This window comes from Mesorhizobium sp. P3_A8 (assembly GCF_056402995.1).
This window is the reverse complement of sequence record NZ_JBFUGI010000003.1, coordinates 64878-85592: the sequence shown is the minus strand read 5'-3', so window position 1 is coordinate 85592 and position 20715 is coordinate 64878. Positions and strand designations below refer to the sequence as shown.

Below are 20715 nucleotides of genomic sequence, written 5' to 3'. Positions count from 1 at the left end.
ACAGTGACAGGGGCCGGCATGCCGGCACTCTTCGGTGCCAAGGGCTATCCGGCGGCGGTGGAATGGATCGCGCGGCGGGCGGAGGCTTTCGTCATTCCGCTCGCGGCGCTTGTCGTCGGCATGGCGCTGTTCAGCCTGTTCATCGCCTTGGTCGGCAAGTCGCCGATCCTGCTCTACGAAACCATGTGGCGGGGTGGCTTCGGCTCCTGGTTCTCGATCCAGAACTCGCTGTCGCGGGCCGCACCGCTGCTTCTGGCGGCGCTGTGCGTAGCGCTGCCGGCGCGGCTTGGCCTCGTCGTCATCGGCGGCGAGGGCGCCATCGTGCTCGGCGGCGTCGGTGCCGCTGCCATCGGCGTGGCGCTCAGCGGCGCGCCTTCCCCAATCGTCATTCTTGCCATGGGCGTGGCGGGCATGGCCGCCGGCGGCATCTGGATCGGTGCCGTCGGCGCGCTGCGCCACTACCGGGCCGTCAACGAAACCATTTCCAGCCTGCTGATGGCCTACATCGCCATCGCGCTGATGAACCAGCTGGTGGAAGGGCCGCTGCGCGACCCGGCCTCGCGCAACAAGCCGTCGACGCAGCCGCTGGCGGAGATCTACCGCATCGGCAACATACCGGGCATGGACGTGCATTGGGGGCTGGTGGTCGGCGTCGTCGCCTGCATCCTCTCCTGGGTGCTCATCGAAAAGACCCGCTGGGGTTTCGCCGCGCGCATCGCCGGCGGCAATGTGCGGGCCGCACAGGTGCAAGGGCTGGCGGTCGGGCCGCTCATCGTCGGCTTCACCGCATTGGCCGGCGGCTTTGCCGGGCTTGCCGGCATGCTGGAGGTCGCCGCCGTGCAAGGCAGCGCCAATGCCTCGCTCGCCGCCGGCTATGGCTACACCGGCATCCTCGTCGCCTTCCTGGCCCGCCACAACCCGCTGGCCATCATCCCGGTCGCCATCCTGCTCGGTGGTATCGACGCGTCAGGCGGGCTGATCCAGCGCCGCATGGACCTGCCCGATGCCACCGTGCTGCTGCTGCAAGGCATGATCTTCATCGTCATCCTGTTCAGCGAAACCTTTTACGGCCGCTTCAAGGCCTTCAATCCCGATCTGTGGAAGCGGCCCGATCTGTCGAGGGGGACTGCCTGATGGATGCGACCGAGATCGGCCTCTGGGGCGTGCCGCTGGCCATTCTGGGCGGCGCCATCCGCGTGTCGACGCCCTTCATCTTCGTCTCGCTCGGCGAGGCGATCACCGAGCGGTCCGGCCGCATCAATCTTGGGCTCGAAGGCACGCTCGTCTTCGGCGCCATGACCGCCTATGCGGTGGCGGTGATGACCAACTCGCCCTGGCTCGGCCTGCTCGCCGCAGCCTTCGCCGGCCTGTGCTTCGGCCTGTTCCACGGCTGGATCTGTAAATTCCCCAAGGTCAACGACATCGCCATCGGCATCGCGCTGATGCTGTTCGGCTCGGGGCTGGCCTTCTTCTTCGGCAAGCCGTTCATCAAGCCGAAGGCGCCCAATTTGCCGGCCATTCCCTTCGGCGGCTGGTCCGATATTCCGCAGGTGCAGGCCGCACTCGATGTCAATGTGCTGTTCCTCATCGGCGCCGTGCTGTCGGTCATCCTTTGGTGGGCCTTCCGCAACACCCGCGCCGGCCTGATCGTGCGCGTCGTCGGCGACAGTTCGGACGCCGCACGCGCCATGGGCCTCAACCCCGATACGGTGCGGCTGCTCGCCACCGGCGTCGGCGGCGCGCTGGCCGGCATCGGCGGCGCCTATCTGTCGCTCTACTATCCCGGCAGCTGGACCGAGCGTATCTCGTCGGGCCAGGGCCTGATGGCGGTGGCGCTGGTCATCTTCGCGCGCTGGAACCCGCTCGGCTGCTTTGCCGCAGCCCTTTTGTTCGGCGGGGCAGGGGCGCTCGGTCCGGCGCTGCAATCGGTCGGCGTCACGCAAGGCTATTATCTGTTCTACGCCGCTCCCTACATCCTCACCCTCATCATCATGATCGCCACTTCGTCGCCGACACGCTCGCTTGCCGGTGCGCCGGGCGAATTGTCGATCACCAAATGACTGACACCAAATGACTGGAGTTTTGCCTATGAACGCCAGAGCCGAATTCACCCAGCACACGATCGATGCCGAGCCCTATCCGTGGCCCTATAATGGTGACCTGCGGCCCGACAACACGGCGCTGATCATCATCGACATGCAGACCGATTTCTGCGGGCCGGGCGGCTATGTCGACCATATGGGCTACGATCTGTCGCTGGTGCGCGCGCCGATCGAACCGATCAAGGCGGTGCTGTCGGCGATGCGGGCCAAGGGCTACACCATCATCCACACGCGCGAGGGGCATCGCCCCGATCTCGCCGACCTGCCGGCCAACAAGCGCTGGCGTTCACGCCGCATCAATGCCGGCATCGGCGACCCCGGCCCGTGCGGGCGCATCCTGGTGCGCGGCGAGCCGGGCTGGGACATCATCCCCGACCTCTACCCGATCGAAGGCGAGCCGATCATCGACAAGCCGGGCAAGGGCTCGTTCTGCGCCACCGATCTGGAGCTGATCCTCAACCAGCGCGGCATCGAGAATATCGTGCTGACCGGCATCACCACGGATGTCTGCGTGCACACCACTATGCGCGAAGCCAATGACCGCGGCTATGAATGCATGATGCTGGAGGATTGCTGCGGGGCGACCGATTACGGCAACCATCTGGCGGCGATCAAGATGATCAAGATGCAGGGCGGCGTCTTCGGCACGGTGTCGAATTCGAAGGCGCTCGTCGCGCAGCTGCCGTGAGGAGGCCGCGATGAGTGACAGGAAAGCGGTCGGCGTCGAAACCATAGGGATGACCATGCGCTTCGGCGGCTTCACGGCGCTGGACGCGGTGTCGGTGAAGGTGCCGGCGGGCTCGTTCCACGCGCTGCTCGGCGAAAACGGCGCCGGCAAGTCGACGCTGGTCAAATGTATGATGGGTTTTTATCACCCGACATCGGGCGACATGCTGGTCGATGGCCGCGAGGTGGCGATCGCCAGTCCGCGCGACGCCTCGGCGCTTGGGCTCGGCATGGTCTACCAGCATTTTACCCTCGTTCCCTCGCTTACCGGCGCGGAAAACCTCGTCATCTCGCGCGAGAAGGTGCCGGGCATCATCGACTGGCGCAAGGAGCGGGGCGATCTCGCCGTGTTCATGGAGCGCATGCCGTTCAAGCTGCCGCTCGACGTCAAGGTGGCGGAGCTTGCGGCCGGCGAGAAGCAGAAGCTCGAAATCATCAAGCAGCTCTATCTCGGCCGCTCCTTCCTGGTGCTGGACGAGCCAACCTCGGTGCTAACGCCCGGCGAGGCGCAGGAGGTGCTGGGACTGGTGCGCGCCATGACCAAGGCGGGCGACCTCACCGTGCTGATGATCTCGCACAAATTCCATGAGGTCACCGCCTTCGCCGACGATGTGAGCGTGCTGCGCAAGGGCAAGCTGACGGGAACCGGCCGCGTTGCCAACCTCGACCACAAGGCGATGGCGGCGATGATGATCGGCGACCAGCCGATCGCGGCGCTCGACAGCCGTGCGGCGCCGAAACCGGATGCCGAGATCGTGCTCAAGGTCAAATCGCTGAAGGCGCCGGACAGGACCGGGCTGAAGTCGATCCGCATCGAGGACCTCGGCGTGCGCTCGGGCGAGATCGTCGGCATTGCCGGCATTTCCGGCAACGGCCAGAAGGAATTCCTCGAAGTTCTAGCCGGTCAGCGGCCGCGCGACGCCGGCGAGGTGCTGGTGCGCGGCTCGGCCTATGCGGCGACGCGGGCCGAGGCTCGGGCGCTCAATGTGCGGCTCATTCCCGAGGAGCCGCTGAAGAATGCCTGTGCGCCGAAAATGACGGTGGCCGAGAACATCTCCTTCCGCACCTTCGACATGGACGGCAATGGCCGGCCGGTGAGCTGGATCAACGCCAGTGCCATCCGCGCCTTCAGCGCCAGGCTGGTCGAGCAGTTCAAGGTCAAGACCGCCTCGCTGTCGTCGCCCATCGCCTCGCTGTCGGGCGGCAATGTGCAGCGCGCGGTGCTGGCGCGCGAGCTGACCGGCGAGGTCGACCTGCTGATCGTCTCCAACCCCTGCTTCGGCCTCGATTTCTCCGCGGTGGCCGAAATCCGCGCCCGCATCATGAAGGCGCGCAATGCGGGTGCGGCCGTGCTGCTGATGTCGGAGGACCTCGACGAACTCCTGGAACTGTCGGACCGCATCTTCGTCATGTCGGACGGCGCGCTGGTCTACGAAACGCCGATCGCGCAGGCGAGCGTGCAGACCATCGGCGAACATATGGCGGGGCATCACTGATGGCGGAAATCGATGCGCAGCCTTTTGCCTTTGCGTTCAAGCCCGACACGATGGCGCTGGTCGTCATCGACATGCAGCGCGATTTCGCCGAGCCCGGCGGCTTCGGCGCCAGCCTGGGCAACGATGTCAGCCGGGTGACGGCGATCGTGCCGACGGTGAAGAAGCTTATCGAGGGGTTCCGCGCCGCCGGCCTGACGGTGATCCACACCATGGAGTGCCACCGCGCCGACCTTTCCGACCTGCCGCCGGCCAAGCGCAACCGCGGCAATCCGTCGATCCGCATCGGCGATGTCGGGCCGATGGGCCGCGTGCTGATCGTCGGCGAGCCGGGTACGGCGATCCTCGACGAATTGGCGCCACTGCCGGGCGAGATCGTCATCGAGAAGCCGGGCAAGGGCGCCTTCTACGCGACGACCTTCGGTGACGAGTTGAAGCGGCTTGGCGCACAGCAATTGGTTTTCGCAGGGGTCACCACCGAAGTCTGCGTGCAGACGACGATGCGCGAGGCCAATGATCGCGGCTATGAGTGCCTGCTCGCCGAAGACGCGACGGAAAGCTATTTTCCCGAATTCAAGGCGGCGGCCATCGCCATGATCCGCGCGCAAGGTGCGATCGTCGGCTGGACGGCGACGACCGACCAGGTGCTGCAGGGACTTGCCCATGGCTAATTTGAGTTTTGCCGGCCTCGTCGGTGGCGGCTGGCGCGACCTGGCGTTCGAGCCTTTTCGCGAAGGCATCACGGTACACTGGCTGCTGAAGGGCGGACCGGTCGAGCCGTCGGTGGCGATCCTCGACTACCGGCCCGGCGCCGGCGTGCCGCGCCACCGCCATGTCGGGCTGGAAACCATCGTCGTGCTCGAGGGGACGCAGAGCGACGAGAATGGCGACTATTCAGCCGGCAGCGTCATCCTGAATCCGGTCGGGACCGAGCATTCGGTGTGGACGAAAGACGGCTGCGTCGTGCTGATCCAGTGGGACCTGCCGGTGATCATTCTGGGAGAGGCCACATGAGCGAAATCCGCTTCGACATCGGCAGTCTGCATGCGGCCTATGCGGCTGGCGTAAGTGTCTCCGCCATGATCGATGCGGTGCATGAGCGCATCGCGGCGGCCGACGATCCCGGCATCTTCATTCATCTCGCCGGCAAGGCGGGCATGCTGGCGCAGGCGCAAGAGCTCGGGTCGTTCGATCCGGTGGGCAAGCCGCTGTGGGGCGTGCCGTTCGCGGTCAAGGACAACATCGATGTCGCCGGCATGCCGACCACTGCCGCCTGCGCCGAATATGCCTATATGCCCGACAAGGACGCCACCGTGGTGGCGCGGCTGAAGGCCGCCGGCGCGCTGGTGGTGGGCAAGACCAATCTCGACCAGTTCGCCACCGGACTGGTCGGCGTGCGCACGCCCTATCCGATCCCGAGGAACGCGGTCGATGCCAGCCTCGTGCCGGGCGGCTCGTCGTCGGGCTCGGCGGTGGCGACGGCGCGCGGCATCGTCTCGTTCGCGCTCGGCACCGACACGGCCGGCTCCGGCCGCATTCCCGCCGGCCTCAACAACATCGTCGGGCTGAAGCCGACGGTCGGCGCGCTCTCGGCCGCCGGCGTGGTGCCGGCCTGCCGCACGCTCGACTGCATCTCGGTGTTCGCGCTCACCGTCGACGACGCTTATGCGGTGTACGGCGTGGCGACGGCCAAGGACACGGCCGATGCCTACTCGCGGACTGTGAAGGTGCCGGCGCTCGCAGCGCGCCCGCCGATGCTGAGCGTCGGCGTGCCGGCGAAGGCGGACCTGCAATTCTTCGGCGATGCCTCGATGCAGGCAGGCTTCGAGGCGGCGCTTGGCCTGCTGGAAAAGCTCGGCTGCCGGCTGGTGGAGATTCCGTTCGCCGATTTCTACGCCACCGCCAATCTGCTCTATGAAGGCGCCTGGGTGGCCGAACGCTATGCGGCGATCCGCGAATTCATGGAGGCCAATGAGGCCGCCATGCACCCGGTGACGCGAAAGATCATCGGTGGCGCGCGCGGCCTGTCGGCGGCCGACGCCTTCAAGGGCCTCTATGCGCTGCAGGCCTACAAGGCCAAGCTCGCCCCGGTCATTGCTTCGGTCGACCTGTTCTGCGTGCCGACCGCGCCGACGCATTATGCGCTGGACGCCGTGCTCGCCGATCCGATCGCCACCAACAGCCGGCTCGGCACCTACACCAATTTCGTCAATCTGCTCGACATGTGCGGTATCGCCGTGCCGACCGGCAAGCGCGACGACGGGCTGCCGATGAGCGTGACGTTGCTGGCCATGGCGGGCAGGGATTGGCTGACATCAGCTCTTGCTCGCGATATCCATGCGGCGAGCGGCCTTGTCCTCGGCGCAACCGGCTGGCCGCAGCCCAGCCTGCAGCCAGCCGCTGTCGCGCCCTGCGACGGTTTGATCGACCTGGTGGTGGTCGGCGCGCATCTGTCCGGCATGCCGCTCAATGGCCAGCTCAGCCAGCTCGGTGCACAGTTCCTGCGCGCGACCAGGACGGCCGCCGCCTACAAGCTCTATGCGCTGGCCGGCCAGTCTGTGCCCAAGCCCGGCTTGATCAGGGTTGCCGACGGCGGCACGCGGATCGACGTCGAGATCTGGCGGCTCGAGCCGGAGGCCTTTGGCCGTTTCGTCGCCGCTATTCCGGCACCGCTCGGCATCGGCACGGTCGAACTCGACGACGGCACCCCGGCCAAGGGTTTCCTGGTCGAAACCGCCGGCTTGGACGGTGCCCTCGATATCTCTTCATTCGGCGGCTGGCGCGGCTTTGTCGCACGCGGCAAAGACGTGGCCGACCAAAGCGATCAGCGACGGAACTGGCCCGCCGGCGTCCCGATCACCGCGGCCTAGCGCGCCTTCCGGCTTCGGAGCTACCTGCATCGGTTGGACTTCGGTGCCGGGCAAGACAATCGCCGATGGTGTCCTACATTGCCGATCGCGCCAACGCGACACCCTCGTCCGACATCGGAGCACGGACCCCGGTCCTGATGACTCCCGAACCATAGCTCTTGCGCGCAAAAACCTCTTTCACCAGGGGCGCAAAGAATTCCAGCGGCTTGGTTGGATAATCGGGATCGAAGCTGGACTGGTCCCATTTCTCGCAGAATTCGGCGCAGTCGTCGAAATAGGCGCTGCCCCGGAAGGCATCGCGTTTGTGCGGATTGGCGCCGACATGCTCGCCGTAATAGAGCAACTGGAAGTCGCCGTGCTTCTCGACCACCCAGGCACATTGGTCGCGCACGAACGGCCGGATGATGGCGGCGGCATATTCATCGTGGTTGTAAGGCGCGTAGATGTCGCCGATGTCGTGCAGCAGCGCCGACACCACCCAGTCGATGTCGGCGCCGGCGTTCCAGGCCCGCGTCGCGGCCTGCAGCGAATGGCCAAGCCGCGTCACCTTGTAGCCGGACAGGGATTTGTCGAGTTCGACCATGGCCGCCAGCAGCCGGTCGGCCGTGCCGGCGGCGTATTCGATCTCATGATCGGTTAGGAAAGCGTAATCCTCGCGGTCGCCATCCTTCATCTGGGTGAATTTTACCGTTTCCATTGTCGTCACCTTCCGCCTAGCGGCCGAGCTCGAGATAGAGGTCTTCGCCGACGACCTCGACCGGGAATGTCCGCGCCTTGAGCCGGTCGTCGACGAGGCATTTTCCCGACCTGATCTCGAATTCCCAGCCGTGCCAGGCACAGCGAACGATTTCGCCCGCGCGCTCATAGACGAACTCCGCCCGGTCGGTCGGTCTGGTGGTTCCGCATACCGGCCCTTCGCAAAGCCGGCCCGCCCGGTGCGGGCAAATGTTGAGCAAGGCGGCATAGCCGTCGTCGAGCTGGAATATGCCGATGCTCATGCGACCGAAGGCGACGATCCTGGGTTGCCCGATCGCGACCTCTTCGACCTTGCAGGCAAAGGTGCGGCCTCGCACTGGTGCGGCTGCTGCGGTGGCCGTCATCACGCGACCCTCGCGCTGGCGGCTGGGGCCTCGATCCGCTTGTAGACCTCCAGCGCATTCAGCCCCATCACCTTGTCGCGCCAGGCCGGCGGGATGTGGATGTTGGTCGGCGCGTCAAAGTCCCAGTGCGGATAGTCGGAGGCAAAAAGCAGCGTGTTCTGGCCATCCATGTGCTCCAGCGTTTCCCAGAGATGCCGGACGTTTTGTGGCTGTTCGAGCGGCTGGGTGCTGAAGCGGATGTTGCGGCGGCAATATTCCGACGGCAGCATCTTCAGCCATGGCGTCTCCTTGCGCAGCGCCTTGAAGTTGGCATCGAGCCGCCACATCAGCGATGGCACCCAGGACACGCCGCATTCGATGACGACGAAATAGAGGTCGGGATATTTCTCGAACACGCCGTTGGAGATCATGCTGACGACATGGGTCATGGCCGGCTGGCTGAGCAGCGCATGTGTTTCCCAGTAATAGGTTGTCGGGCCGCTGGCGATGGCATTGTGATTGACGCCGCCCTGGCCGCCGAAATGGATGGCGAAGGGCAGTCCGACTTCGGCGCAGGCCTCGAAGATCGGATGATAGAACGGATCGCCGTAAGGGCGTTGCGAGCCGTGGCTGGCCAGCACCTGGACGATGTCCTTGTGGGCGCCGAGACGGCGGATCTCGGCGGCTGCGCCGTGCGGGTCGGTCGGCGAAATGATGATCGATCCCTTGAAGCGCCGGTCCTTCGGCAGCCACCAGTCGATCATGTAGTCGTTATAGGCTTTCACCAGAGCGTTGGCGTAGTGGTAGTTGGCCAGCGTCGAGGCTTCCAGCGGCTCGTCGGCGGTGAGGATTGCCACGTCGATGTCGTAGAGATCGAGGTGTTTCTCCTTCATGATCAGATAATTGTCCTCTTCGGTCTGCGGCCGGATGTCATGCCGCGAAAATCCCTCGGGATGCAGCCAAGGGCGGTGGCCGTGCGGAAAGCTTCCCGCCGGCCCCGGCTTTTCGCCACGAACCAGGAAGTCGCGCCAATAGGGTTCGAGATAGGGAAGCAGGACCTCGGCACTGGACCAGTAATTGTGGACGTCGGTGTCGACGATGAACATGGATGGATGACCTGCCGCGGCGGATGTTTGAAAGATGCCGCAAATCTGCGCCTGAAGGCGATGTCCGGCAACGCAACCCGGCATGGGATGTTAATCGAAGATTCCGATTAGCCATTGTCGGGCCTGGCCAAAAAGCGGTAGCCATTGCGAAGCTTTTGCTGGGTGGCCGAGATGCAGATCGAACTGCTCGACACGTTCCTGGACCTGATCGAGACCCGCAACTTCAACCGCACGGCGGAGCGGCTGGGCATCACCCAGTCGACCGTTTCGAGCCGCATCCGTTCGCTGGAAGCGCTGCTCGACAAACAGCTGTTCATCCGCGGCAAGAGCGGCACCGAGCCGACCGTCGCCGGCATCCGCTTTGAGGACCATGCGCGCGCCGTCAAGCTCAGATGGCTCGATGCCCGCCGCGAGATCCAGTCGGTCGGCAAGTTCGACCAGCTCATCCGCATCGGCATCCAGTTCGAACTCTATGAGCGCGTGCTGGAGGGGTGGCTGGAGTGGGTGCGGAAGACGATGCCCAAACTGGCGATCTATGTCGAGATCGACTATTCGAACCAGATGATCCTGGACCTGACGACCGGGAGCCTCGACCTGGCGGTGCTCTACTCGCCACAACATCTTCCCGACATGCATTACGAGCAGATCGCCGAAGAGAATTTCGTCATGGTGTCAACGCGCGGTGTTGCATTCGACGCGGTCACGCCGGCGGACTATATCCGCGCCAACTATTCCGCCTTCTTCAATCGCGCTCACAGGCAGATGCTGCCGGAGCTGGAAAACGTCCCGGTGTCGACAGGAAATGGCGGCGCCGTCACCTACCTCCTGCGAAGCCGGGGCGGCACCGCCTTCGTCACCGAGACGGTGGCGACGAAATTGCGGCAGGAGGGCGTGGCGCAGCTGGTTGCCGATGCGCCGAAGATCTCACATCCGATCTATTCGTCCGTGCATGTCAGGCACTACCACTCCCACACGCATCTGCGCCTGCTCAAGGCGCTCAAGCAGATGACGGCATAGTTCAATCGCCGAATTAGAGATCGACGGCATCGAGGATCGGTGCGCTACAATCAAATCGAGCATGCGCCAATGTGCTGCCCACTCCAGCTCCACCGTCATCGACATTTGATCGTTTTGCGAAGCCACTCGCCGTGCGAGGGATTTCTGGGATCGCAACGACATCCCTGCCCATTGACTGCGTTGCTCCCTCTGTGAGCGCTGCCCACGGGGGAGATTTCTTATTTGGTGAGTTAAACAGATTTTGGTAGCGGGAGAGCGCTATCGCCTTTCTCCCCACTCCTCGGATCGGCGGTTTCTGCTCCGTTGTCTTGGATGAGGAGCCATTTTGAATTGCGCCCTCTACTCAATGTGAACGTTGGTTATCTCTTACCAGCATCTGGATTCGAAGACCTCGTTTGTCTGCAGCCGAAATCGTCAGACCGGCAGCCCGAGCTGCTTTCGCAGGCTTTTGTCGAAGGCGGACGCGGGGACGAAGCGGCGCAGGAGACTGACCTGGCGCGCCATTTTGCCCGCCGCATAGCGTTTCTTGGGAGCAGGATCGATCGCAGCGGCCAAAACGGTTTTGGCTACCACTTCGGGCGCATCGCCTTTTTCCATCGCTTTCCGTACGGCCAAGGTCATGCCGGCGCGCGCGGAGTCATAGACATCAAGCGCTTGGTCGGGGGCGGCGAGATTGTCCTCGAAGGAGGTACGGGTGTAGGCGGGCTCCACCAACGAAACGCGAATGCCGAACGGGCGCAATTCGTGATCGAGCGATTCGGAATAACCCTCGATGGCATGTTTGGTCGACGCGTAAAGCGCGAAATAGGGAGCGGGGATGAACCCCTGTACCGAGCTCAAATTGACGATTCTGCCCTTCCCTTGGCGTCGCATTGCCGGCAACACCGCGTTGGTCACGCGGAAAACGCCGAAGACGTTCACGTCGAACAGCGCCTGGGCTTGGGCGGTCGAGGACTCCTCCGCGCCGCCAAACAGACCCATGCCGGCATTGTTGACAAGCAGGTCGATGCGCCCGGCCTTGGCCAGAACGTCATCGACCATTTTCGCAACGGACGCGTCGTCGGTCACGTCGCAGGTCAGCATGGTAACGCCGTCGGATTGTTTGGACGCTCCACGACGGCTGGTTCCGAATACGCGAAAGCCAGCGTTCAGCAAGGCTTCGGCGGTAGCCCGCCCGATGCCGGAAGATGCCCCTGTGACGAGAGCGACGCCAGGATTGGTCTTGTTCATGGAAATGATTTCTTTCTTTGTGTTGGATCGGAGTTGGAGAAGCATGAAAGGTCGGTGTGAAGGGTGCCAATCATGACCGCCCCTGGCCCTCGCGTCGGGCCGCCGGGGCGGTCCAGCGCCTGAACAAGGCGCTGGCATTCACGCCGCCAAAGCCGAAGCCATTGGAGATCGCGTACTCCATCTCCATTGGCCGGGGCTCGTTTGCGACGAAGTCGATGCCGTCGGCGGCCGGATCGGGAGCGCTCAGATTGAGCGTCGGCGGTGCCACCTGATCCCTGAGCGCCAGGATCGCGAAGATGGCTCCAAGCCCGCCGGCCGCGCCCAGCAGGTGTCCGGTCGCCGATTTTGTTGCGCTGACGGCTATCGCGAAATCGCGCCCGAATAGGCTCTTGATCGCTTCGATCTCGCCGAGGTCGCCGACTGGCGTGGAGGTCGCATGCGCATTGAGATGACGAACCTCGCGCGGTGAAATCCCCGCTTGCGCAATCGCGATCTCCATGGCCCGGCGCGCGCCGCTGCCGTCCTCGGGACCAGAAGTGACGTGATGAGCATCCGCCGTCGTGCCGTAGCCGACGAGCTCGGCGATCGGTTTTGCGCCGCGCGCCAGCGCGTGGCTCAACGCTTCGATGACCAGCACGCCGGCTCCTTCGCCCATGACGAAGCCGTCCCTCGATGTGTCGAAGGGACGCGAGGCTTGGGCCGGCGCCCAATTGAAGCCGGTCGAAAGGGAGCGTGCGGCGGCAAACCCACCGAGACTGACAATGTTCATGCAGGCTTCCGTGCCGCCGCACACGGCGATGTCGGCTTCGTTTGCACGGATAAGGCGGGCCGCATCGCCGATCGCCTGGATGCCGGCCGCGCACGCTGTCACTGGGGCGCCCAATGGACCTTTGAAACCATGACGGATCGAGATCTGGCCGGCTGCGAGGTTCACCAGGAAGGACGGCACGGTAAAGGGCGACAGCCGGCGGGCGCCACGCAGGTCGACCGTTCGCACGGCCTCGGTGATGGCGGGGAACCCGCCGACCCCTGAAGCGATGACCGTTGCCGTGCGCAGGCGATCCGCCTCCAAGGCAGGCTTCCATTTCGCCTGCGCAAGCGCCTCTTCCGCCGCCGCCAGCGCAAAGAGAATGAACCGATCCACCTTGCGCTGATCCTTCGCGGACAGGATGACATCGGGATCGAAGCCAGCGTCGGGATCTTCGTCTAAGGAAGGAACCACGCCGCCAATCTTCGCCGGCAGGTCTCCCACCACATCGTCCGGAAGCCTACGAATGCCCGAACCGCCGGCCAGCAGCCGTGACCAGGATGCTTCAACATTGGCGGCAAGGGGCGTAACCGCTCCCATGCCTGTAACAACAATCCGTCGCATCTATTTTCCTATCAAATTGGGTGCAGCGCCAGCACTGCGCACGCCGCTCAAGCGCCGGCTGCTTCGCGAACCTGATCGGTCGCTGCATCCAGAAAAGCCTGCGAAAGGTCGGGGTCATTGACGACCCGCGAGAGGAGCACCGCGCCGACCATTGTCGAGAGAATGGCCATGGCCTTGCTATCGGACTGCTCGCCATTGGCCTCGGCAATGAAACCGCCGAGGATATCGAGATGCTCGTTGATGCCTGCTTCGAACGACGCTTTCACGTCATGGCCCTGTCTGGCGGCATCCGAACCGAGTGCCACGATCGGGCATCCGTCCATCCTTTCTCCGCGATGGCCCATGCTGAGATAGAAGGAGATCACTGCTTCGAGCGGATGCTCAGGATTTGCCGCGGTCGCGGCCGACCATCGGTCGGTGGCGCTCTCCATAGCCCGCCTGGACGCTTGAGCTGCCAAGTCCTCCTTTGACTCGAATTGCTTGTAAAAGGCGCCCTGTGTCAGCCCTGCACCCTTCATCAGATCCTTGAGGCCGATGCCGTCAAAGCCGCGCTCGCGAAAGAGGCGGCTTGCCACATTGATGACGGTCTCGCGGTTTTCCGCGGCTTGAATTCGGCTCACGCGCATCGTCGGGTTCCTTTTTGATTGCGTTCGTAATCTATAATCGATATAGAAGGTGAATGCAATCTATTTTCGAATGAGGCGACGAGCGTGAAAAAGAGAACCGTTATCGTATTGGGATCGACGCTGATGGCGATGTCATGGGCGGCGGCATTCGCGACGTTTGCTACTCCCGCGCAGGAGGCCCCTCTGGTGACCGACCCGAGGCAGGAAGCACCATTCGTCAGATTGGTGTCGGCAGCGCCGGTGACCGGATCAGAACGCGGCTTCACCGGCATCATCGGGGCGAGGGTGCAGAGCAATCTCGGCTTTCGGGTTCCCGGCAAGATCGTAGAACGGCTGGTGGACGTTGGCCAGAATGTCAAAGCCGGTCAGCCGCTGATGCGAATTGACGATACCGATCTGCGCCTTGCGCTTTCGGCGAAGCGCAACGCCGTTGCCGCAGCGCGTGCAGCCGTCGTTCAGACGCAGCCGGATGAACGGCGATACGCCAGCTTGCTCGGCAGTGGGTGGGTGACACCCCAGCGCTACGAACAGGCAAAGGCTGCGATGGATACAGCCCAGGCGCAACTTGCCGCCGCCGAGGCCGACGCACGGGTCGCCGAAAACGAGGCGGCCTATGCAGTCCTGCTGGCGGACGCGGACGGAATGGTGGTTGAAACGCTCGGCGAACCGGGGCAGGTCGTTGCTGCCGGCCAGCCAATGATCCGGATCGCCAAGGCCGGCCCCCGCGAGGCGGTGGTCACGCTTCCCGAAACGATCCGGCCGGCGATCGGCTCTGCGGCAGAGGCCAGTGTGTATGGCGGCGATGAGCGTCGCTACTCAGCGCATCTGCGGCAGCTGTCGGACTCCGCCGATGCCCAGACCCGCACATATGAGGCCCGCTATGTGCTCGACGGCGAGGCTGCCGCGGCACCACTTGGCGCTACTGTGACCATTCGGCTTGCAAGCCAGGTGAAACAGCCGGAGGTCCAGGTGCCGCTGGGAGCAGTGCTCGATGACGGACGCAAGACCGGCGTTTGGGTGTTGGATAGCGCCACCTCGACCGTACACTTTCAGGCCGTCCAGCTCGTTCGTGTGACCAGCGAGACCGCTGTGATCTCCGGACTGAACTCCAACGTTCCCATTGTGTCGCTTGGCGCACATCTCCTGCAGGAGGGCGCTCTCGTCCGGACTGAGTCCGAAAGCGGGAGCAAATGATGAGCTTCAATCTGTCCGCGATCGCCGTTCGCGAACGCGCCGTCACCCTATTCTTCATCCTCCTGCTGGTGGCTGCCGGTGCCTACGCCTTCTTCATGCTCGGCCGGGCAGAGGACCCGAGCTTCACCATCAAGACCATGACGGTCACGACGGCATGGCCGGGCGCGACGGCGCGTGAGATGCAGGATCTCGTCGCCGAACCGTTGGAGAAGCGGCTTCAGGAGCTGACCTGGTACGACCGGGTGGAGACGACCACACGGCCAGGTTATGCGTATATGACGGTCACGCTGAAGGACAGCACACCGTCATCCGCCGTGCAGGAGGAGTTCTACCAGGCCCGCAAGAAACTCGGGGATGAAGCCCGCAACCTGCCGCCCGGCGTCTTCGGCCCCTTCGTCAACGACGAGTATTCGGATGTGAGCTTCGCCCTTTACGCGCTGAAGGCCAAAGGCATGCCGATGCGGGAACTGGCGCGGCAGGCCGAGGTGATCCGCCAGGACCTCCTGCACGTGCCCGGCGTCAAGAAGATCAACATCCTTGGTGAACGTCCCGAACAGATATTCGTCGAGTTTTCCTACGCCAAGCTGGCAACTCTCGGCGTGTCGGCACAGGACATCGTCGGTGCCTTGCAGCGGCAGAACACCGTCACGCCCGCAGGCTCGATCGACACAATGGGGCCGCGCCTCTTCATTCGGGTCGACGGCGCCTATGACAGCGTTCAGGCGATCGCCGACACGCCGATTGTCGCGGCGGGGCGGACGCTGAAGCTCTCCGACATCGCCGAGGTCAGCCGCGGCTATGAAGACCCTCCAACATACCTCATCCGGCGCCAGGGCGAGCCCACCATCATGCTTGCAGCGGTTATGCAGGAGGGCTGGGATGGCCGCGCGCTCGGCAAGGCACTCGAGGACAAGACTGCCGCGATCGCACAGACGCTGCCGCTTGGGATGACGTTGGACAAGGTGTCCGATCAGGCCGTCAACATCACTTCGGCGGTCGACGAATTCATGTTGAAGTTCGCGATGGCTCTCGGCGTCGTGCTGCTGATCAGCCTGCTCAGCATGGGCTGGCGCGTCGGCATCGTCGTGGCGGCTGCCGTCCCGCTGACGCTTGCCGTCGTGTTCCTCATCATGCTGGAGACCGGCCGGTTCTTCGACCGCATCACGCTCGGCGCCCTCATCCTGGCGCTTGGTCTTCTCGTGGACGACGCCATCATCGCCATCGAGGTGATGGTGGTGAAGATGGAAGAGGGCATGGACCGCATCAAGGCGGCGGCCTATGCATGGAGTCACACTGCGGCGCCGATGCTGTCGGGAACGCTGGTGACGATCGCCGGCTTCGTGCCGGTGGGTTTTGCGCGCTCGACGGCCGGCGAATACGCCGGCAACATCTTCTGGGTCGTCGGGTTCGCTCTCATCGTCTCATGGGTCGTAGCGGTGGTCTTCACACCCTATCTCGGCGTCAAGATGCTGCCCGCGATCAAACCGGTCGAGGGCGGTCACCACGCCATTTACAACACGCCTAACTATCGACGTTTGCGGCGGCTCATCACCTTTGCCGTGCGGCATAAATTTGTAACCTGCGGCATCGTTGGCATCGCCTTCGCGCTTTCCGTCGTCGGTATGGGGGGCATCAAACAGCAGTTCTTTCCGACGTCCGACCGCCCCGAAGTGTTGGTGGAGGTTCGCCTGCCGGAAGGTGCCAGCATCGAGACGACAACCACTGCGGTCGAGAACCTCGAACATTGGCTGGATAGCCAGCCCGAGGCCAAGATCGTGACGAGCTATGTCGGTCAGGGCGCTCCGCGCTTCTTCTTCGCGATGGCTCCGGAACTGCCTGATCCTGCCTTCGCGAAGATCGTCGTGCTGACCCCGGACGCCGAGGCGCGTGAAGCGTTGAAGCACCGGCTCCGGGAGGCCGTGGCGCAAGGGCTTGCGCCCGAGGCGTATGTCCGCGTTACGCAGCTCGTGTTCGGCCCCTACACGCCGTTCCCGGTCGAGTTCCGGGTCATGGGACCCGATTCCACGCAACTCTACGGCATTTCCGAAAAGGCCCTCGACATCATGCGGGGCGTCCCGGACGTGCGACAGGCCAACCGCGACTGGGGCAATCGCACGCCCGTGCTTCGCTTCGTCCCGGACCAGGATCGACTGAACCTTATCGGCCTCTCGCCGGCGGAGGTGGCACAGCAACTGCAATTCCTCCTCACCGGCATCCCCGTTACGCAGGTTCGCGAGGATATCCGCAATGTCCCCATCGTGGCACGCAGCGCCGGCGGCGAGCGGCTGGATCCGGCGCGTCTGGCGGATTTCTCACTCGTAAGCCGAGACGGCCGCTCGATTCCGCTCGACCAGATCGGGCATTCGGAAATCCGTCAGGAAGAGCCAATCCTGAAGCGCCGCGATCGCACGCCCGTTGTCACGATCCGCGCGGACATCAATGAGGCGACCCAGCCTCCGGAGGTCTCCAAGCAGATCATGAAGGCCCTTCAGCCTTTGATTGCATCCCTTCCGGCCGGCTATCACATCGAAATGGGCGGATCGATCGAAGAGGCGGAAAAGGCCAATACCGCGCTGGCTAAAGTCTTCCCGGCCATGATAGCCGCCATGCTGATCGTCATCATGCTGCAGGTGCGGTCCTTCTCAACGATGTTCATGGTCGTGCTGACGGCACCGCTTGGCCTTGTCGGCGTCGTGCCGATGCTGCTCACCTTCCACCAGCCCTTCGGCTTCAACGCCATTCTGGGCATGATAGGGCTGGCCGGCATCCTGATGCGCAACACGTTGATCCTGACCGAACAGATCAAGGAGAACCGTGCTGCCGGCATTGACGACTATCACGCCGTCATCGAGGCAACGGTGCAACGCACACGGCCTGTCATCCTGACTGCACTCGCCGCCGTGCTGGCCTTCATCCCCCTCACGCACTCCGTCTTCTGGGGATCGATGGCCTATACGCTGATCGGCGGCACGGCGGCCGGCACGGTGTTGATCCTGCTCTTCCTTCCCGCGCTCTATACCGCGTGGTTCCGAACCAAGCCGACTGCGGATGAGACCCCGGCTGCGGATGAAATCCATGAGGCTTCGACGGAGGAACTGGAAGTGCGACCAGTTATGGCTGCTGAGTAGGGCACCGTTGCCGAGCCCTGTTTGTCTGCACGGGGCGAATGGCGGGTTCGTGTGCCGATGCGGGTGAGAGCAATCAGTATGGCTGACAGTGGCGGCGTCGACGTAACTGATTGATCTTGTTGACCAAATGGTAGCGGGAGAGGGACTTGAACCCCCGACCCCAGGATTATGATTCCCGTGCTCTAACCAACTGAGCTACCCCGCCAGGGCGGCGAAAGGCCCGAAATCCGCCTTAAATCGAAAGGCATTTCGAGGCGTTCGCCAAGGTCGCGCGGATATAAGGTTGGGAGGGCGAGCCTGTCAAGCTTCGAAGCATACCATATCACTGCATATTCGCTTTGCCGAAAAAGCTTTGCCGCGTGGTCATTTGGTTGCAACCGCCGGGGTTGAGTTCGAAGGGGCACGTCGCTATGTCTCGGCCACGAGTTTTTAGAGTTTGAAACAGATGAAGCCGCGCATTGCAGTCCTCGGTTGCGGATACTGGGGCTCAAACCACATCCGCACCCTCAAGGCGCTTGGCGCGCTGCACGCGGTTTCCGACACCAACCGGGCGCGTGCCGAAGGCTTTGCCAGCGAACAGGATTGCCTGGCGATCGAGCCCGACCAGCTGTTCGTGCGTGACGATATCGATGCCATCGTCATGGCTTTGCCGCCGCAGTTCCATGCCGACCTTGCCGTGCGCGCCGCTGAAAACGGCAAGGACGTGCTGGTGGAGAAGCCGATCGCGCTGACCGTGCCGGATGCCGAGCGCGCTGTGCAGGCGGCCAAGGACAATGGCCGCGTCTTCATGGTTGGTCACGTCCTGCGTTTCCATCCCGCCTTCGAGACGCTGAAGGGGCTTATCGACAAGGGCGAACTCGGCGAAGTCCGCTACATCCACTCGCACCGGCTTGGCCTTGGCAAGTTCCACACCGAGAACGATGCGCTGTGGGACCTGGCGCCGCACGATCTGTCGATGATCCTGGCCATCACCGGCACCGAGCCGATCGAGGTGCGCGGCGAGGGGGCGGCACTCCTCGACAACCTCAGCGATTTCGCGCATCTGCACATGCGCTTTCCCAACGGCCTGCGCAGCCATCTTTTCACGTCGCGGCTCAATCCCTATCGCGAAAGGCGGCTGACCGTGGTCGGCACCAAGGCGATGGCGGTGTTCGACGATGTCGAGCCTTGGGAGCGCAAGCTTGCCGTCTACCGCCACGCAGTCTGGCAGGACAGCGGCCAATGGGCGTTCACCACCAACGAGCCGTCCTATGTCGCGGTTGCCCAGGGCATGCCGCTGACGCGCGAGCTGGAGCATTTCATCCAGTGCATCGAGACGCGCGCCGAACCGCGCACCAGCGGCGAGGAAGCGATCAGGGTGCTGCGCATCCTGACCGCGGGAACGGTCACGCACACAAAATCCTGAAGGAAGGCCGCGCCATACTCTTGGCGCGACAGGGCAGGCGGTCGCCTATTCGGCCGGAACCTGTGCCGGCCTTGCCGCAAGCTTCGTCAGCATGGCTTCGGCCTCGGCGCCGCGCTCGGAGCGCTCGATGAAGCCGCCGCCGAAGATGCGGGCTTCGTTGCCGTCATCGGAATAGAGCACGCAGGCCTGTCCGGGCGCGATACCGGACTCGCCGTCGGCCAGTTCGACCGACGTCACGCCTGCCGCGTGGCGCAGCACCGCCGGGCGTGGCGGCCGGGTCGAGCGGACCTTGGCGAACAGTTCGAGGCCGCTGGCCGGAACATCAGCCAGGGCATCGTCACCCAACCAGTTCATGTTGCGCAGAAAAATCTTGTGCGTCTCCAGCGCTTCGCGCGGGCCAACCACGACGCGGGCCCGTTCGGCGTCGAGATGGACGACGTAGAGCGGCTCGCCCGACGCAATGCCGATGCCGCGGCGCTGGCCGATCGTGTAGCGCAATATGCCCTCATGGCGGCCGAGCACGCGGCCGTCGATGTGGACGATGTCGCCCGGATTGGCGGCGGTCGGCTTCAGCTTGGCGATGATGTCGGAATATTTGCCTTGCGGCACGAAGCAGATGTCCTGGCTGTCCTGCTTGGCGGCCACCGTCAGCCCCATCTCCTCGGCGATGGCGCGAACCTGCGGCTTCGACAGGCCGCCCAGGGGAAAGCGCAGATAGTCGATCTGCGCCTGCGTGGTGGCGAACAGGAAATAGCTCTGGTCGCGGTCAGCATCGACCGGCCGGTAGAGCGCGCGGTGGGCGCCATTGGCGCCGGAGCGGATATAGTGGCCGGTGGCGAGCGCATCGGCGCCCAATTCCTTGGCGGTGGCCAGGAGATCGGCGAACTTGACCGTCTGGTTGCAGGAGACGCAAGGGATCGGGGTCTCGCCGGCGACATAGCTCTCGGCGAAGGGGTCGATGACCGCCTTGCGGAAGCGCTCTTCATAGTCGAGCACGTAATGCGGGATGCCGAGCGTCTCGGAGACGCGGCGGGCATCGTCGATGTCCTGTCCGGCGCAGCATGAACCGGCCCGGTGGGTCGCGGCGCCGTGATCGTAGAGCTGCAAGGTGACGCCGACGACATCATAGCCCTCGCGCTTCAACAGGCCGGCGACCACGGACGAATCCACGCCGCCCGACATGGCGACGACAATGCGGGTGTTTTCGGGGCGTCCGGGAAGGTCGAGACTGTTCATGATGCTTTCATTCTGCGCGGCGTCTGAATGCCAATGTCGAGAATATAGGTCAAGCTTTCCGGCGACGCCAGCTTGCAAGGCGATCGACGGAAAGCCAGCCATCCGCGATGGGCCGGATTTTTCCCAGCCGA

18 protein-coding genes and 1 tRNA gene are annotated in these 20715 nt (G+C 63.9%); 11 read left to right on the top strand and 8 right to left on the bottom strand.

All coding sequences use genetic code 11. The features are described from left to right. Positions 1 to 18 precede the first annotated feature (18 nt). The 7 genes from AC1DX4_RS08365 to atzF are packed head-to-tail and all read left to right on the top strand — an operon-like array spanning position 19 to position 7191. Positions 19 to 1134 (top strand): ABC transporter permease, encoded by a 1116-nt coding sequence (locus AC1DX4_RS08365; RefSeq protein ID WP_477220283.1) that lies wholly within the window; start codon positions 19 to 21, stop codon positions 1132 to 1134. After that, complete coding sequence (locus tag AC1DX4_RS08360) at positions 1134 to 2060, top strand: ABC transporter permease (RefSeq protein WP_258581780.1); 927 nt, start codon at positions 1134 to 1136, stop codon at positions 2058 to 2060. Before AC1DX4_RS08365 ends, AC1DX4_RS08360 begins: the two co-directional genes overlap by 1 nt. A gap of 28 nt (positions 2061 to 2088) precedes the next feature. Further along, a complete protein-coding gene (gene biuH, locus AC1DX4_RS08355) occupies positions 2089 to 2790 on the top strand; it encodes a biuret amidohydrolase (RefSeq protein WP_475438299.1) in 702 nt (233 codons plus the stop codon). Between the two features lie 10 nt (positions 2791 to 2800). Next, positions 2801 to 4324, top strand: a complete 1524-nt coding sequence (locus AC1DX4_RS08350) for an ABC transporter ATP-binding protein (RefSeq protein ID WP_477219873.1) — start codon at positions 2801 to 2803, stop codon at positions 4322 to 4324. Beyond that, positions 4324 to 4992 carry a cysteine hydrolase family protein gene (locus tag AC1DX4_RS08345; RefSeq protein ID WP_477219872.1) on the top strand — a complete coding sequence of 223 codons (669 nt, stop codon included), beginning with the start codon at positions 4324 to 4326 and terminating at the stop codon, positions 4990 to 4992. The genes AC1DX4_RS08350 and AC1DX4_RS08345 overlap by 1 nt, the downstream gene beginning before the upstream one ends. After that, the gene (locus AC1DX4_RS08340) at positions 4985 to 5335 is read left to right on the top strand and encodes a cupin domain-containing protein (protein ID WP_477219871.1); all 351 of its coding nucleotides are present in this window, start codon (positions 4985 to 4987) and stop codon (positions 5333 to 5335) included. Before AC1DX4_RS08345 ends, AC1DX4_RS08340 begins: the two co-directional genes overlap by 8 nt. Beyond that, positions 5332 to 7191 carry an allophanate hydrolase gene (atzF, locus tag AC1DX4_RS08335; RefSeq protein WP_477219870.1) on the top strand — a complete coding sequence of 620 codons (1860 nt, stop codon included), beginning with the start codon at positions 5332 to 5334 and terminating at the stop codon, positions 7189 to 7191. The genes AC1DX4_RS08340 and atzF overlap by 4 nt, the downstream gene beginning before the upstream one ends. A 73-nt stretch (positions 7192 to 7264) precedes the next feature. Here atzF and AC1DX4_RS08330 read toward each other — a convergent pair whose 3' ends face one another. From AC1DX4_RS08330 to AC1DX4_RS08320, 3 genes are read right to left on the bottom strand one after another with little or no spacing between them, the layout of a single operon-like run. Continuing rightward, positions 7265 to 7888, bottom strand: a complete 624-nt coding sequence (locus AC1DX4_RS08330) for an HD domain-containing protein (protein ID WP_477219869.1) — start codon at positions 7886 to 7888, stop codon at positions 7265 to 7267. Positions 7889 to 7904: 16 nt separating this feature from the next. Further along, positions 7905 to 8291, bottom strand: a complete 387-nt coding sequence (locus tag AC1DX4_RS08325) for a Rieske (2Fe-2S) protein (RefSeq protein WP_477219868.1) — start codon at positions 8289 to 8291, stop codon at positions 7905 to 7907. Beyond that, complete coding sequence (locus AC1DX4_RS08320) at positions 8291 to 9376, bottom strand: amidohydrolase family protein (RefSeq protein ID WP_258581788.1); 1086 nt, start codon at positions 9374 to 9376, stop codon at positions 8291 to 8293. The genes AC1DX4_RS08325 and AC1DX4_RS08320 overlap by 1 nt, the downstream gene beginning before the upstream one ends. 171 nt (positions 9377 to 9547) lie before the next feature. Between AC1DX4_RS08320 and AC1DX4_RS08315 the strand changes: the two genes are divergently transcribed. After that, positions 9548 to 10393, top strand: a complete 846-nt coding sequence (locus AC1DX4_RS08315; RefSeq protein ID WP_477219867.1) for a LysR family transcriptional regulator — start codon at positions 9548 to 9550, stop codon at positions 10391 to 10393. A gap of 414 nt (positions 10394 to 10807) precedes the next feature. On the opposite strand, the gene AC1DX4_RS08310 is transcribed toward AC1DX4_RS08315, so the two are convergent. From AC1DX4_RS08310 to AC1DX4_RS08300, 3 genes are all read right to left on the bottom strand, one after another. Continuing rightward, positions 10808 to 11623: an oxidoreductase gene (locus AC1DX4_RS08310; protein WP_477219866.1), complete on the bottom strand. Its 816-nt coding sequence runs from the start codon at positions 11621 to 11623 to the stop codon at positions 10808 to 10810. 70 nt (positions 11624 to 11693) lie between these two features. Next, positions 11694 to 12995 (bottom strand): beta-ketoacyl-ACP synthase II, encoded by a 1302-nt coding sequence (fabF, locus tag AC1DX4_RS08305; RefSeq protein WP_477219865.1) that lies wholly within the window; start codon positions 12993 to 12995, stop codon positions 11694 to 11696. 47 nt (positions 12996 to 13042) lie between these two features. Beyond that, the gene (locus tag AC1DX4_RS08300) at positions 13043 to 13621 is read right to left on the bottom strand and encodes a TetR/AcrR family transcriptional regulator (RefSeq protein WP_477219864.1); all 579 of its coding nucleotides are present in this window, start codon (positions 13619 to 13621) and stop codon (positions 13043 to 13045) included. A 129-nt stretch (positions 13622 to 13750) separates the two neighbouring features. Here AC1DX4_RS08300 and AC1DX4_RS08295 point away from each other — a divergent pair, with 129 nt between their 5' ends. Both AC1DX4_RS08295 and AC1DX4_RS08290 read left to right on the top strand, forming a co-directional pair. Further along, complete coding sequence (locus tag AC1DX4_RS08295) at positions 13751 to 14815, top strand: efflux RND transporter periplasmic adaptor subunit (protein WP_477220282.1); 1065 nt, start codon at positions 13751 to 13753, stop codon at positions 14813 to 14815. Beyond that, complete coding sequence (locus tag AC1DX4_RS08290) at positions 14815 to 17943, top strand: efflux RND transporter permease subunit (protein WP_477219863.1); 3129 nt, start codon at positions 14815 to 14817, stop codon at positions 17941 to 17943. Before AC1DX4_RS08295 ends, AC1DX4_RS08290 begins: the two co-directional genes overlap by 1 nt. Positions 17944 to 18071: 128 nt before the next feature. Here the strand turns inward: AC1DX4_RS08290 and AC1DX4_RS08285 are convergent. After that, a tRNA-Met gene (locus AC1DX4_RS08285) sits at positions 18072 to 18148 on the bottom strand. A 240-nt stretch (positions 18149 to 18388) separates the two neighbouring features. Between AC1DX4_RS08285 and AC1DX4_RS08280 the strand changes: the two genes are divergently transcribed. After that, positions 18389 to 19348 carry a Gfo/Idh/MocA family protein gene (locus AC1DX4_RS08280; RefSeq protein WP_477219862.1) on the top strand — a complete coding sequence of 320 codons (960 nt, stop codon included), beginning with the start codon at positions 18389 to 18391 and terminating at the stop codon, positions 19346 to 19348. 45 nt (positions 19349 to 19393) lie between these two features. Here the strand turns inward: AC1DX4_RS08280 and mnmA are convergent, their stop codons facing one another. Continuing rightward, positions 19394 to 20584: a tRNA 2-thiouridine(34) synthase MnmA gene (gene mnmA / locus AC1DX4_RS08275; protein WP_477219861.1), complete on the bottom strand. Its 1191-nt coding sequence runs from the start codon at positions 20582 to 20584 to the stop codon at positions 19394 to 19396. Positions 20585 to 20715 lie beyond the last annotated feature (131 nt).

Bases quoted from the DNA above. Each gene is read 5' to 3' on its own strand.
- AC1DX4_RS08315 (WP_477219867.1), top strand. From the start codon at position 9,548: ATGCAGATCGAACTGCTCGACACGTTCCTGGACCTGATCGAGACCCGC.
- AC1DX4_RS08325 (WP_477219868.1), bottom strand. From the start codon at position 8,291: ATGACGGCCACCGCAGCAGCCGCACCAGTGCGAGGCCGCACCTTTGCC.
- AC1DX4_RS08340 (WP_477219871.1), top strand. From the start codon at position 4,985: ATGGCTAATTTGAGTTTTGCCGGCCTCGTCGGTGGCGGCTGGCGCGAC.
- biuH (WP_475438299.1), top strand. From the start codon at position 2,089: ATGAACGCCAGAGCCGAATTCACCCAGCACACGATCGATGCCGAGCCC.
- AC1DX4_RS08295 (WP_477220282.1), top strand. From the start codon at position 13,751: ATGTCATGGGCGGCGGCATTCGCGACGTTTGCTACTCCCGCGCAGGAG.
- AC1DX4_RS08345 (WP_477219872.1), top strand. From the start codon at position 4,324: ATGGCGGAAATCGATGCGCAGCCTTTTGCCTTTGCGTTCAAGCCCGAC.
- fabF (WP_477219865.1), bottom strand. From the start codon at position 12,995: ATGCGACGGATTGTTGTTACAGGCATGGGAGCGGTTACGCCCCTTGCC.
- mnmA (WP_477219861.1), bottom strand. From the start codon at position 20,584: ATGAACAGTCTCGACCTTCCCGGACGCCCCGAAAACACCCGCATTGTC.
- AC1DX4_RS08365 (WP_477220283.1), top strand. From the start codon at position 19: ATGCCGGCACTCTTCGGTGCCAAGGGCTATCCGGCGGCGGTGGAATGG.
- AC1DX4_RS08280 (WP_477219862.1), top strand. From the start codon at position 18,389: ATGAAGCCGCGCATTGCAGTCCTCGGTTGCGGATACTGGGGCTCAAAC.
- AC1DX4_RS08350 (WP_477219873.1), top strand. From the start codon at position 2,801: ATGAGTGACAGGAAAGCGGTCGGCGTCGAAACCATAGGGATGACCATG.
- AC1DX4_RS08320 (WP_258581788.1), bottom strand. From the start codon at position 9,376: ATGTTCATCGTCGACACCGACGTCCACAATTACTGGTCCAGTGCCGAG.
- AC1DX4_RS08330 (WP_477219869.1), bottom strand. From the start codon at position 7,888: ATGGAAACGGTAAAATTCACCCAGATGAAGGATGGCGACCGCGAGGAT.
- atzF (WP_477219870.1), top strand. From the start codon at position 5,332: ATGAGCGAAATCCGCTTCGACATCGGCAGTCTGCATGCGGCCTATGCG.
- AC1DX4_RS08310 (WP_477219866.1), bottom strand. From the start codon at position 11,623: ATGAACAAGACCAATCCTGGCGTCGCTCTCGTCACAGGGGCATCTTCC.
- AC1DX4_RS08290 (WP_477219863.1), top strand. From the start codon at position 14,815: ATGAGCTTCAATCTGTCCGCGATCGCCGTTCGCGAACGCGCCGTCACC.
- AC1DX4_RS08360 (WP_258581780.1), top strand. From the start codon at position 1,134: ATGGATGCGACCGAGATCGGCCTCTGGGGCGTGCCGCTGGCCATTCTG.
- AC1DX4_RS08300 (WP_477219864.1), bottom strand. From the start codon at position 13,621: ATGCGCGTGAGCCGAATTCAAGCCGCGGAAAACCGCGAGACCGTCATC.